This is a genomic window from Streptomyces sp. APSN-46.1, from assembly GCF_022815725.1.
In the GTDB taxonomy this organism is placed as follows: domain Bacteria; phylum Actinomycetota; class Actinomycetes; order Streptomycetales; family Streptomycetaceae; genus Streptomyces.
The window spans coordinates 1-13,335 of the sequence record NZ_JALGRF010000013.1 but is presented as its reverse complement, the minus strand read 5'-3'; the positions used below and the strand labels follow the sequence as shown (position 1 = coordinate 13,335).

Annotated in this window: 8 protein-coding genes; 4 read left to right on the top strand and 4 right to left on the bottom strand. The window is 73.0% G+C overall.

What is annotated here, in order from left to right; genetic code table 11:
- Positions 1-20: 20 nt before the first annotated feature.
- From MTF65_RS26050 to MTF65_RS26035, 4 genes are all read right to left on the bottom strand, one after another.
- Complete coding sequence (locus MTF65_RS26050; RefSeq protein ID WP_243631400.1) at positions 21-461, bottom strand: MarR family winged helix-turn-helix transcriptional regulator; 441 nt, start codon at positions 459-461, stop codon at positions 21-23.
- 213 nt (positions 462-674) lie between these two features.
- On the bottom strand, positions 675-3,083 hold the full coding sequence (lon, locus tag MTF65_RS26045) for an endopeptidase La (protein WP_243631399.1): 2,409 nt from the start codon (positions 3,081-3,083) through the stop codon (positions 675-677).
- A 517-nt stretch (positions 3,084-3,600) separates the two neighbouring features.
- Entirely contained in the window at positions 3,601-4,626 is a 1,026-nt protein-coding gene (locus MTF65_RS26040; protein WP_243631398.1) for a sulfurtransferase, read from the bottom strand.
- Positions 4,627-4,787: 161 nt separating this feature from the next.
- The gene (locus tag MTF65_RS26035; protein WP_243631397.1) at positions 4,788-6,170 is read right to left on the bottom strand and encodes a hypothetical protein; all 1,383 of its coding nucleotides are present in this window, start codon (positions 6,168-6,170) and stop codon (positions 4,788-4,790) included.
- A 355-nt stretch (positions 6,171-6,525) separates the two neighbouring features.
- On the opposite strand from MTF65_RS26035, the gene MTF65_RS26030 reads away from it, so the two are divergent.
- The 4 genes from MTF65_RS26030 (at position 6,526) to MTF65_RS26015 (ending at position 13,150) form a co-directional block, all read left to right on the top strand.
- Entirely contained in the window at positions 6,526-6,873 is a 348-nt protein-coding gene (locus MTF65_RS26030; protein ID WP_243631396.1) for a hypothetical protein, read from the top strand.
- 212 nt (positions 6,874-7,085) lie between these two features.
- Entirely contained in the window at positions 7,086-7,826 is a 741-nt protein-coding gene (locus MTF65_RS26025; protein WP_243631395.1) for a response regulator transcription factor, read from the top strand.
- A gap of 92 nt (positions 7,827-7,918) precedes the next feature.
- Positions 7,919-8,971, top strand: coding sequence for a HAMP domain-containing sensor histidine kinase (locus MTF65_RS26020; RefSeq protein ID WP_243631531.1), 1,053 nt, complete (start codon positions 7,919-7,921; stop codon positions 8,969-8,971).
- Positions 8,972-9,229: 258 nt separating this feature from the next.
- Positions 9,230-13,150, top strand: coding sequence for a multifunctional oxoglutarate decarboxylase/oxoglutarate dehydrogenase thiamine pyrophosphate-binding subunit/dihydrolipoyllysine-residue succinyltransferase subunit (locus tag MTF65_RS26015; RefSeq protein WP_243631394.1), 3,921 nt, complete (start codon positions 9,230-9,232; stop codon positions 13,148-13,150).
- Positions 13,151-13,335: the final 185 nt, after the last annotated feature.

Sequence of the window (13,335 nt, the reverse complement as noted above, 5' to 3'; positions counted from 1 at the left end):
CGCGGGGCCGGCCGTCGGGCCTACTCCGCGCCCTGGTTCAACTGGTGCAGCAGCCTCGCCAGTTCCGCCACCTCGCCGCGGTCCCAGTCCGCGAGCTTGCGCATGTACTGCTCGCGCCGGGCGCCGCGTACCCGCAGGAAGCGGGACCGGCCCTCCTCCGTGAGTCCGACGAGGAAGGCCCGGCCGTCCGCCGGGTCCGGCTCCCGGGCGACCAGGCCCAGTTCCTCCAGGGCCCGCAGCTGCCTGCTCATGGTGGCCTTGCCGACCCCGAAGTACGCGGCGAGTTCGGTGGCCCGCTGGCGGCCGGCGGCCTCCAGGCGGACGAGGAGCCCGTACGCGGCCGGCTCCAGCTCGGGGTGGAGGGCGCGGGCCATCTCGCCGGAGGAGGCGCGGGCGCGCCGGAGGAAGACGGACAGCTCCCGCTCCAAGGCAAGGAACTCCTGGTCTTCGCTCCCGTGCACGTCCTGCTCCCATCGGTGGGTGTGTGGTGTGTGGCACCTCGGTCCTGTGGAGTACCCAGTATTTCCCAGCGGGCGCGCCGACGGCCCGGGGCCCCGCCGGAGTGGGGGTCCCCCCGGACGGAGTCTGGGGGAGGGTCCCGGGCCGCATGCCGGTCGGGTGCAGGTCGCGTCGCGGGCCGTGCACCGGTCGTCGTGCCTCGCGGGCGCCGTGGATCAGGCGGCGGTGGTGAAGGCGGCCTCCGCCCCCGCCCCCGCCGGTGCGAGGGCGAGTTCCAGGACCTGGCGGACATCCGTCACCGGGTGCACCTCCAGCCCCTCCAGCACCTCGGCCGGAACATCGTCCAGGTCGGCCTCGTTGCGCTTCGGGATGATCACGGTGGTCAGCCCGGCCCGGTGCGCGGCGAGCAGCTTCTGCTTGACGCCGCCGATCGGCAGCACCCGTCCGGTCAGCGAGACCTCGCCGGTCATCGCGACGTCGGTGCGCACCTGCCTCCCGGACAGCAGCGAGGCCAGCGCCGTCGTCATGGTGATGCCCGCGCTCGGGCCGTCCTTCGGCACCGCGCCGGCCGGGAAGTGGATGTGGACGCCCCGGTCCTTCAGGTCGGCGACCGGCAGCTCCAGCTCCGCGCCGTGCGAGCGGAGGAAGCTGAGCGCGATCTGTGCGGACTCCTTCATCACGTCGCCGAGCTGGCCGGTGAGCGTGAGCCCCGCGGCCCCCGTCTCCGGATCGGCCAGCGAGGCCTCGACGAACAGCACGTCGCCGCCGGCTCCGGTCACGGCGAGGCCGGTGGCCACGCCCGGGACGGCCGTGCGCCGCTCGGCCGGGTCCTGCGCGGACTCCGGGACGTGGTGCGGCCGCCCGATGAGCCCTCGTAGATCGTCGGCGCCGATCCGGAAGGGCAGCTCCCGCTCGCCCAGTTCGTGCTGCGAGGCCACCTTGCGCAGCAGCCGCGCGATGGACCGCTCCAGGGTGCGCACGCCGGCCTCGCGGGTGTACTCCCCGGCCAGCCGGCGCAGGGCGTCCTCCTCCAGGACCACCTCGTCGGCGCCGAGTCCGGCGCGCTCCAGCTGCCGGGGCAGCAAGTGGTCGCGCGCGATGACGACCTTCTCGTCCTCGGTGTACCCGTCGAGGCGGACGAGTTCCATCCGGTCGGCCAGCGCCTCCGGAATGGCCTCCAGCACGTTGGCGGTGGCCAGGAACACCACGTCGCTCAGGTCCAGCTCCACCTCCAGGTAGTGGTCCCGGAAGGTGTGGTTCTGCGCGGGGTCCAGGACCTCCAGCAGGGCCGCCGCCGGGTCGCCCCGGAAGTCGGAGCCGACCTTGTCGATCTCGTCGAGCAGCACGACCGGGTTCATGGACCCGGCCTCCTTGATCGCCCGTACGATCCGCCCGGGCAGCGCCCCGACGTACGTGCGGCGGTGGCCGCGGATCTCGGCCTCGTCCCGGACGCCGCCGAGGGCGACCCGTACGAACTTCCGGCCCATCGCGTGGGCCACACTCTCGCCGAGGGAGGTTTTTCCGACCCCGGGGGGTCCGACGAGCGCCAGCACGGCCCCGCCGCGGCGGCCGCCGATGACGCCCATGCCCCGCTCGGAACGGCGCTTGCGCACGGCGAGGTACTCGGTGATGCGGTCCTTCACGTCGCTCAGCCCGGCGTGCTCGGCGTCGAGGACGGCGCGGGCCCCGCGGATGTCGTACGCGTCCTCGGTCCGCTCGTTCCACGGCAGCTCCAGCACCGTGTCGAGCCAGGTCCGGATCCAGGATCCCTCGGGGGACTGGTCGCTGGACCGCTCCAGCTTGTCGACCTCCTTGAGCGCGGCCTCCCGTACCTTCTCGGGCAGGTCGGCGGCCTCGACGCGGGCCCGGTAGTCGTCGGACTCCTCGCCGTCCTTCTCCCCGTTCAGATCGCGCAGTTCCTTGCGGACGGCGTCGAGCTGCCGCCGCAGCAGGAACTCCCGCTGCTGTTTGTCCACGCCGTCCTGGACGTCCTTGGCGATGGACTCGGCGACGTCCTGCTCGGCCAGGTGGTCGCTGAGCGCCTTGATGGCCAGCCGCAGCCGCGCGACCGGGTCCGCGGTCTCCAGCAGCTCCACCTTCTGAGCCACGGTCAGGAACGGCGAGTACCCGGAGTTGTCGGCGAGCGCCGAGACCCCTTCGATCTGCTGGACCCGGTCCACGACCTGCCAGGCCCCGCGCTTCTTGAGCCAGCTGGTGGCGAGCGCCTTGTACTCGGTGACCAGCTCGGCGACGGCCCCGGGCAGCGGATCGGGGACGTTCTCCTCCACGGTGTCGCCCTCGACCCAGAGCGCGGCGCCGGGCCCGGTGGTCCCGGCCCCGATCCGGACGCGGCCGCGTCCGCGGATGAGCGCCCCGGGGTCCCCGTCGGAGAGCCGACCCACCTGCTCGACGGTCCCCAGCACCCCGGTGCCCGTGTACTTCCCGTCGACCCGCGGCACGAGCAGCACCCGGGGCTTCCCACTGGCCGCGGCCGCCTGCGCGGCCTCCACGGCCGCCCGCACCTCGGCATCGGACAGGTCCAGCGGAACGACCATCCCTGGCAGCACGACCTCGTCGTCGAGCGGCAACACGGGCAGAGTGAGTGTGACGGACGTCGAAGCCATGATCTTCCCTCCGGCAGCCAAGTTGAGCTATGCCGACTCAATGCATGTGCGCCGCCCATTGTTCCCCAACCCCCGTTCGCCTCCGGCGAACACGTGCCGACCGTGTGATGAGCCGGCGGCCGCAGCGACCTCGGCGTCGGCCGTGGCGGTCTCCCGGTCGCCGTCGCTGAACGAGCAGCCGGTGAGGAGGCGCCGACGGCCGGGGGGACGCGGTGAACTGACGGGATGTGAGAGGTCATACCGCGAGGGCGTCCGCCGGGGACGGGTCCGGCCGTCTTCAGCCTCGCCGGCGTTTGAGGCGCGGGTCCGGGCGGAGCCCGGTACCCGGCGGAGCCGGGTTCCTCCCCCAGACCCCGCCCCTCAAACGCCGGCGAGGCTGGGTGCGGTGCATCGCAAGGCGGAGGATCGCAGTTCGTACGTGGCCGTACTCGCGCGATGCGACAACCCGGCGAGGTGCCGTGCCAGGCGCGGCGGGCCCGCGAAGGTCGCCCGGACAGGGCGTAAGCGCCCCGGCCCCCTACGCCCCGGTCACCACGGGGCGGTCCGAGGGCAGGCCCCACTCGCTCCAGGAGCCGTCGTACACCGCCAGCTCCTTGTACCCGGCGAGGGTGGCGCCCAGCGCGAGGACGCAGGCCGTGACACCGGACCCGCAGCTGAAGTAGAGCCGCTCCCGCTCCCCGGCCGCCGCCGCGAAGGCCTGCCGGAGTTCGGCGGCGGGCCGCATCAGGCCGGCCGGGTCCTGGAGCTCCCCGAACGGCAGGTTCACCGCTCCCGGCATGTGGCCGCCGCGCAGCCCGGGCCGGGGTTCGGGGGCCGTGCCGGCGAAGCGCTCGCGGGTGCGGGCGTCGAGCACGGCCGCGGCCGGGTCGGTCAGGGCGGCCCCGACGGTGGCGGCGTCCACGAGCAGCCCCGCGCGGGGGCGGGCGGTGAACGAGCCGCGCGGGCCCTCGTACGCCGGGCCGGTGGCCTCGACGGGCAGCCCGGCGGCGATCCAGGCGGGCAGTCCGCCGTCCAGTACGGCGACCCGGTCGAAGCCCATCGCGCGCAGCATCCACCAGGCGCGGGCGCTGGAGTAGACGCCGGCGGCGTCGTAGACGACCACGGTGCTGGTGTCGTCGACGCCGAGCTGCCGCAGCGCCTCGGTGAACGCGGAGGCTCCGGGCATGGTGTGCGGGGCGGCGGCCTCGTGGTCGGACAGCGCGCCGTCCAGGTCGAACGGCCGGGCACCCGGAATCCGCCGGCCCGCGCCGCGATGCGCCCCGACGGAGGCGTCGAACACGACCACCCCGCCCCCGCCAAGCCGCCCGGCCAACCACTCCACCCCAACCAACACCCCACCCAGCGGCTCGGGCAGCGCCCCGACCAGCGGTTCGACCAGCGGCCCGGCCGACAATCCAGGCAGCGCCTCCGCCCGCGGCCCGGCCAGCGGTTCAGGCACCGGCCCGGCCACTGCCCCCGCCAGCGGCTCGGGCGGCGGGCCGCCGGGCGGGGTGGTGCCGGGGGGCGGGTTCTGGTGCGTGGCGGGGTTTTGGGGCGGGTTCATTCGGCACCTCCGTGGTACGCGGCGGGCGGGCCGCCGGCTGTGCGACGCGGGTCGGGTCGGGTCGGGTCGGGTCGGGTCGGGTCGGGTCGGGTCGGGTCGGGTCGGGTCATCCTCGCCCACCGCCCGGGCGCCGCCGTAGCCGGCCTCGGCGCGCCGCAGGCTCAGCCGCAGGCTCCCGGACGCGCGTACACCGCGACCCTGGCCCCCCGTACCTCGCTCACCGCGCACAGCTCGAACTCCGAGGCCAGCGTCCGCCGTTTCACCGCCTCCGCCGGGTAGGGGTCCAGCGGCTGCCCGGCCGGGTCCAGCAGGGCCAGCACCCGCGGCGCCGCCCTCAGCCGGGCCCGGATCTCCGCCGGGGCCGACTCGCCGCCCCAGAGGCTGTGCGAGGCCGCCGGGGAGCGGTCGAGGGCGAGATCGCGCAGGGTCGCGTACACCTCCGGCGAGGACAGCAGCCACTCGCGCCGCCGCGCCGGCATGAAGAGCACCGCGTCCCCCGGCCGGGCCCGCTCCCGTACGGCGGCGGCCACCGCGAGCACGTCGTCCTTGCGGCTCTCGGGGGTACGCAGCCACGCCGACCAGAACCCGAGCGGCGGCACCAGCAGGGCCGCCACCAGCGCCCACTGCCACCCCGCCCGCACCCGTACCAGTCGCACCCGCGCCGCCCGCGCCCCCGCCAGCAGCGCGAGCCCCGCGAGGGCGTACAGCACGTACCGGTCGACGTACCAGGGGTGCACCAGCGAGATCACCATCAGCAGCCCGGGCGGCAGCAGCACCAGCGGCAGGGCCACCCGCACGAGTTCCCGCGACGGCGCCGGGGCCCCCCGCGCGAGCAGCAGCGCCAGGGCCGCGACCACCCCGTACGCCGCCCAGTCCTGCCAGCTCGGCCGCCCGAGCCAGCCCAGCTGCCGCTCCGCCTGCCGCGCGCTCACCAGGGCCAGCGGCAGCAGCAGTGCCACGACCGCCCCGGCGCTCCACCGCCAGCCGCGCGACCGCCAGGCGGTGAAGGCGTGCGCGAGCAGCGCCAGTACAGCGAACTCGTGCAGCCAGCAGCCCAGCAGCAGCACCACGGCGTACGGAACCCAGCGCTCGCGCAGCATCAGGTACGTCGCCCACACCACGGCCGCCGCGACCAGGGCGTACGAGCGCCCCTCCTGGGCGTACATCTGTACGGGCGGCAGCACCGCGTACACCGCCCCGGCGAGCAGAGCGGCCCGTCCCCCCGCCAGCCGGTGTCCGACCGCGGCGACTCCGGCGGCGGCCAGGGCGGTGGCGGCGACGGAGGGCAGGCGCAGCGCCCACAGGCCGCCGTCCCACAGGCCGAACACGCCGTGCATCAGCAGGTAGTACAGCCCGTGCACGGCGTCGACCTGGCCGAGGAGCTCCCACAGCGCGCCGAGCGGGCGGTGCGCCACCTGCCAGGTGACGGACTCGTCGCGCCACATGCTGCCGCCGCCACCGCTGCCGCCGCGCTCCAGGCCCCAGAGGCCGAGGAGGACGGCGAGCAGCGGCGGGAGCCAGCGCCAGGGGGCGGCCAGGGCCATGCGGCTTATCGCTGCCTCCGCGTGCTGTCCGTGGGGTGGTGGGGACTCCATACTCGGGGGTACGTCCGATGACCCGCGGAGGTGGGGTGTGCGAGCGTTCAGAGCAGTGACCGCGATGGCCGCGATGGCCGCGGTGCTGCTGAGTGCGGCGGTCCTGTGCGGGTGCGATTCCGGCGGGTCGGACAAACCCGGCGCGAGCCCGTCCGCCCCGGCGGCAACGGCCACGGCGACAACGACTCCGGCGGCAACGACCCCCACCGCGTCGGCCCCCGGTCCGACGACGCCCGGCCCGACGGCCCCCGGCCCGACGGCCCCGCCGTCCCCCGGCGCGAGTACGGGGGCGACCGCCTCGTCCATGCCCACTTCCGCGACCGAGAGGCTCGTCACGGTCACCCGGAGCGGCGGTTTCGCCGGGAAGACGAACAGCCTGCTGATCAAGGGCGACGGCTCGTGGACCCGGCTGGACGCCAAGGCGAAGCCGGTGGGCAGCGGGAAGCTCTCCCCCGACGAGCTCGGCCGGCTGCGTGACGCGCTCCGGGCGGCGGACTTCGCCCACCTGCCCCGGGTCTCGATGAGCGGAACGGTCTACGACGGGTTCACGTACGCCTTCGTCCACGGCGGCTTCGAGGTGGTCACCGCCGACGGGTCGATTCCGCCCGGTCTGCAGGACGTACTGGCCGCGCTCCCCTCCTTCGACGGTTAGACCCCGGCTGGACCCCGGCAGCCCCCGGCCGGCCCCGCCCCGGCAGGGTGAAGCTCAGATTCCGTTTCCTGCGGGCCAGTTGGCGGCCCGGCATATGCCGGGCGCCCGAGACCCTCACTCTCCGCAGCCATCCCTGTCCGAACCCCGCATAGCCGCAGGCCGGTGGCTCCTCTACGCTGCACCCCATCACGCGGGATCTTCAGGGGCGGGACATGGAACAGACACACACCACCCACACCGGCGCCGCGGCCACCCCAGGCGCGCAGCGGCGCGTACTCGTGGTCGAGGACGACCACACCATCGCCGACGCCATCTCGGCCCGGCTGCGCGCCGAGGGCTTCCAGGTGGAGACGGCGTACGACGGCCCGGCCGCCGTGGCGGCGGCCGAGAGCTGGCTGCCGGAGCTGCTGGTACTGGACGTCATGCTGCCGGGGTTCGACGGACTGGAGGTCTGCCGCCGGGTCCAGGCCCAGCGGCCGGTCCCGGTACTGATGCTCACCGCACGGGACGACGAGACCGACATGCTGGTCGGGCTCGGGGTCGGCGCGGACGACTACATGACCAAGCCCTTCTCGATGCGCGAGCTGGCCGCGCGGGTCCACGTGCTCCTGCGGCGGGTGGAGCGGGCGACGCTCGCCGCGACCGCCCCGCGCGGGGCCACCCTGCGCCTGGGCGACCTGGAGATCGACCACGCGCAGCGCCGGGTCCGGGTGCAGACGGAGGACGTGCACCTGACGCCGACCGAGTTCGACCTGCTGGTGTGCCTGGCGGGGACTCCGCGCGCCGTGCTCTCGCGGGAGCAGCTGCTCGCCGAGGTGTGGGACTGGGCCGACGCGTCCGGGACCCGTACGGTCGACAGCCACATCAAGGCCCTGCGCCGGAAGATCGGCGCGGAGCGGATCCGTACGGTCCACGGCGTCGGGTACGCCCTGGAGACTCCGGCCCAGGCGTGAGCGGCCGCCCCGGTGGAGAGCGCGGCGTCAGCCGCCCCTGTGGGGAGCGCGGCGTCGGCCGCCCCGGTGGAGCCGGTGCCCGCACCGGGGGGCTGCGGCCCTTCTCGCCGTTCTCGATCAAGACCAAGCTGGGCACGCTCGTCGTGGTCTCGGTCTTCATCACCACGGGCCTGCTGCTGGTGGCCCTGCGGACCGACACCGAGCTGCGCTTCATCACCGTCTTCTCGGTGATCGCCTCGATGCTGATCACCCAGTTCGTGGCGCACAGCCTGACCGCGCCGCTGGACGACATGACGACCGTCGCCCGGGCGATATCCCGCGGGGACTACACGCGCCGGGTGCGCGGGGCGGGCCGCCGCGACGAGCTGGGCGACCTGGCCTCCACCATCAACCTGATGGCCGACGACCTGGAGGCGGTGGACCGGCATCGCAAGGAGCTGGTCGCCAACGTCTCCCACGAGCTGCGCACCCCGATCGCGGCCCTGCGGGCGGTGCTGGAGAACGTCGTGGACGGGGTTTCGGCCGCCGATCCGGAGACCATGCGGACCATGCTGAAGCAGACCGAGCGGCTCGGCCGGCTGGTGGGGACCCTGCTGGACCTGTCCCGGGTGGACAACGGGGTGGTGCCGCTGCGGGCCCGCCGCTTCGAGGTGTGGCCGTACCTGTCGGGGGTGCTGAAGGAGTCGGGCCTGGCGGCCGCGGGGCGCCCGGGGCTCTTGTCCGGCTCGGGCGGGCACACCCGTAACGACGTCCACCTCCACCTGGACGTGTTCCCGCCCGACCTGACCGCGTACGCGGACGCGGAGCGACTGCACCAGGTGGTGGCCAACCTGATCGACAACGCGGTCAAGCACAGCCCCACGCACGGCCGGGTCACCGTCCGCGCCCGCGCCGGTGACGCGCCCGGGAGTCTGATCGTGGAGGTACGGGACGAAGGCCCCGGGATCCCGGAGGACGAGCGGCACCGGGTCTTCGAGCGGTTCAACCGCGGCAGCGCCCACAGCGGCGACGGCGGCACCGGGCTGGGGCTGGCCATCGCCCGCTGGGCCGTGGAGCTGCACGGCGGGCACATCGGTGTGGCCGAATCGTCACGGGGCTGCCGAATCCTTGTCACCCTTCCGGGCAGCTCCCAGGCGTCTCCTTGACGTAGGGTTCGAGTGGGAAGGACATGATCTCGGCCACATGCGCCGGGGTCCGTCAGGGGTGCGAAGCCAAGGGGGCCGCAACCTCGGTGCCCCCTACCCGAACCACGCTTGTTTCCCGCCATTCCAGGCGGCGAAACCCGCCGTTAGATGTGACCTACGCGACGGAAGTCCCGCCCGGTCTGCATCTCACGGTCCGGGAGGCGTAGCCTTTATTCCCGCTGTCCATACCTTGTGAAGCGGAAGAGGGCGGTTGCCGCCGTGTCGCCACAGTCCCCCAGTAACCCGAGCACCACGACCGAAGCAGTAGGGGGCGGGAAGAACCCCGCCTCGGGCTTCGGCGCGAATGAGTGGCTCGTCGACGAGATTTATCAGCAGTACCTCCAGGACCCGAACTCGGTCGACCGGGCCTGGTGGGACTTCTTCGCCGACTACAAGCCGGGGGGCACCGCCGCTCCGGTCAAGGCGGATGAGCCCAAGAAGTCCCCGACGACGACGGACGGCGCCTCCGCACAGGCCGCCGGAACCGCCGCCGCCGTGACCCCGAAGGCCGCCGCCGTCGTGTCCCCGAAGGCCGCCGACGCCGCCGCCACGGGGGCGGCGCGCGCCGCAGCCCCCTCGACAGTCGCGCCCACGCCTGTGTCAGCTCCTGCCCCTGCTCCTGCCACCCCCTCTGGTGCCCCTGCTGTGACTGTCACCTCCCAGGCCCCGGCCGCCGCACCGGCCGCGCCTGCCCCTAAGGCCCCGGCTCCGGCTCCGGCCGCCGCCGCTCCCGCCGCCAAGGCCGCGCCCGCCACCGAGGCCCCCGCGGGCCCCGAGCTGGTGACGCTCCGCGGCCCGGCTGCCGCCGTCGCCAAGAACATGAACGCCTCCCTCGACGTCCCGACGGCCACGTCCGTCCGCGCCGTCCCGGTGAAGCTGCTGTTCGACAACCGCATCGTCATCAACAACCACCTGAAGCGCGCCCGGGGCGGGAAGATCTCCTTCACCCACCTCATCGGCTACGCGATGGTGCAGGCCATCAAGGCCATGCCGACCATGAACCACTCCTTCGCGGAGAAGGACGGCAAGCCGACCCTGGTCAAGCCGGAGCACATCAACTTCGGCCTCGCGATCGACCTGGTGAAGCCGAACGGCGACCGCCAGCTCGTCGTCGCCGGCATCAAGAAGGCCGAGACCCTCAACTTCTTCGAGTTCTGGCAGGCGTACGAGGACATCGTCCGCCGCGCCCGCGTCGGCAAGCTGACGATGGACGACTTCACCGGCGTCACCGTCTCGCTGACCAACCCCGGCGGCCTGGGCACCGTCCACTCCGTGCCCCGCCTGATGCCCGGACAGTCGGTCATCATGGGCGTCGGCTCGATGGACTACCCCGCCGAGTTCCAGGGCACCTCGCAGGACACCCTGAACAAGCTGGGCATCTCCAAGGTCATGACCCTGACCTCGACCTACGACCACCGGGTCATCCAGGGCGCGGCCTCCGGCGAGTTCCTGCGCATCGTCGCGAACCTGCTGCTCGGCGAGAACGGCTTCTACGACGACGTCTTCGAGGCGCTGCGCATCCCGTACGAGCCGGTCCGCTGGAACCGGGACATCGACGCCTCGCACGACGACGACGTCACGAAGGCCGCCCGCGTCTTCGAGCTGATCCACTCCTACCGGGTCCGCGGCCACGTCATGGCCGACACCGACCCGCTGGAGTACAAGCAGCGCAAGCACCCCGACCTCGACATCACCGAGCACGGCCTCACCCTGTGGGACCTGGAGCGCGAGTTCGCGGTCGGCGGCTTCTCCGGCAAGTCGATGATGAAGCTCCGCGACATCCTCGGCGTGCTGCGCGACTCGTACTGCCGCACCACCGGCGTCGAGTTCATGCACATCCAGGACCCCAAGCAGCGCCGCTGGATCCAGGACCGCATCGAGCGCCCGCACTCCAAGCCGGAGCGCGAGGAGCAGCTGCGCATCCTGCGCCGCCTGAACGCGGCGGAGGCCTTCGAGACCTTCCTCCAGACGAAGTACGTCGGCCAGAAGCGGTTCTCCCTGGAGGGCGGCGAGTCGGTCATCCCGCTGCTCGACGCGGTCATCGACTCCGCGGCCGAGGCCCGCCTCGACGAGGTCGTCATCGGCATGGCCCACCGCGGCCGCCTGAACGTCCTCGCGAACATCGTCGGCAAGTCGTACGCGCAGATCTTCCGCGAGTTCGAGGGCAACCTCGACCCGAAGTCGATGCACGGCTCCGGCGACGTGAAGTACCACCTGGGCGCCGAGGGCACCTTCACCGGCCTGGACGGCGAGCAGATCAAGGTCTCGCTGGTCGCCAACCCCTCGCACCTGGAGGCGGTGGACCCGGTCCTGGAAGGTGTCGCCCGCGCCAAGCAGGACGTCATCAACAAGGGCGGCACGGACTTCACCGTCCTGCCGCTGGCCCTGCACGGTGACGCGGCCTTCGCCGGCCAGGGTGTCGTCGCCGAGACGCTGAACATGTCGCAGCTGCGCGGCTACCGCACCGGCGGCACCGTCCACGTCGTGATCAACAACCAGGTCGGCTTCACCGCCGCCCCGGAGTCCTCGCGTTCCTCGATGTACGCGACCGACGTGGCCCGCATGATCGAGGCGCCGATCTTCCACGTGAACGGTGACGACCCGGAGGCCGTGGTCCGCGTCGCGCGGCTGGCCTTCGAGTTCCGCCAGGCGTTCAACAAGGACGTGGTCATCGACCTCATCTGCTACCGCCGCCGCGGTCACAACGAGTCGGACAACCCGGCGTTCACGCAGCCGCTGATGTACGACCTGATCGACAAGAAGCGCTCGGTGCGCAAGCTGTACACCGAGTCCCTCATCGGTCGCGGCGACATCACCCTGGAAGAGGCGGAGCAGGCGCTCCAGGACTTCCAGGGCCAGCTGGAGAAGGTCTTCGCGGAGGTCCGCGAGGCCGCCACGCAGCCCGCGGTCGCCCCGCCGGTCACCCTGGCCGCCCGGGCCGACTTCCCGGTCCAGGTGACCACCGCGGTCTCCCAGGACGTCGTCAAGCGGATCGCCGAGTCCCAGGTCAACATCCCCGACCACGTCACCGTGCACCCGCGTCTGCTGCCGCAGCTGCAGCGCCGCGCGGCGATGATCGACGAGGGCACCATCGACTGGGGCATGGGCGAGACCCTGGCCTTCGGTTCGCTGCTCATGGAGGGCACCCCGGTCCGGCTGTCCGGCCAGGACTCCCGCCGCGGCACCTTCGGCCAGCGTCACGCGGTCCTCATCGACCGTGTGACGGGCGAGGACTACACCCCGCTGCAGTACCTCTCGGACGACCAGGCCCGCTTCAACGTCTACGACTCGCTGCTCTCCGAGTACGCGGCCATGGGCTTCGAGTACGGCTACTCGCTGGCCCGCCCGGACGCGCTGGTCCTCTGGGAGGCCCAGTTCGGTGACTTCGTCAACGGCGCGCAGACGGTCGTCGACGAGTTCATCTCCTCGGCCGAGCAGAAGTGGGGCCAGACCTCCGGCGTCACGCTGCTCCTGCCGCACGGCTACGAGGGCCAGGGCCCGGACCACTCGTCCGCGCGTCCCGAGCGCTTCCTCCAGATGTGCGCGCAGGACAACATGACGGTCGCGATGCCGACCCTGCCGTCGAACTACTTCCACCTGCTGCGCTGGCAGGTCCACAACCCGCACCACAAGCCGCTCATCGTCTTCACCCCGAAGTCGATGCTGCGCCTGAAGGCCGCGGCGTCGAAGGCCGAGGAGTTCACGAACGGCGCGTTCCGCCCGGTCATCGGCGACACGGCGGTGGACCCGAACGCGGTCCGCAAGGTCGTCTTCTGCGCGGGCAAGTTCTACTACGACCTGGAAGCCGAGCGGGAGAAGCGCGGCATCACCGACACCGCGATCGTCCGCATCGAGCGGCTGTACCCGCTGGCCGGTGCGGAGCTCCAGGCGGAGATCGCCAAGTTCCCGAACGCGGCGAAGTACATCTGGACGCAGGAGGAGCCGGCGAACCAGGGTGCGTGGCCGTTCATCGCGCTGAACCTGATCGACCACCTCGACCTGGCGGTCGGCGCCGAGGTCCCGGCGGGCGAGCGTCTGCGCCGGATCTCGCGTGCGCACGGGTCTTCGCCGGCGGTGGGCTCGGCGAAGCGCCACCAGGCGGAGCAGCAGAACCTGCTCAACGAGGTCTTCGAGGCCTAGTCGCTCCCGCGACCTGCAACCCGGAAGGCCCGGCTCCTCCGAGCCGGGCCTTCCGGCCTTCCCGGCGGTGCCCCCGCTGACCCGCACGCCGCGGTGCGGCATCAGCCGAAATCCAGCCTCGCCGGCGTTTGAGGCGCGGGTCCGGGCGGAGCCCGGTGCCCGGCGGAGCCGGGGTTCGGGGGGGG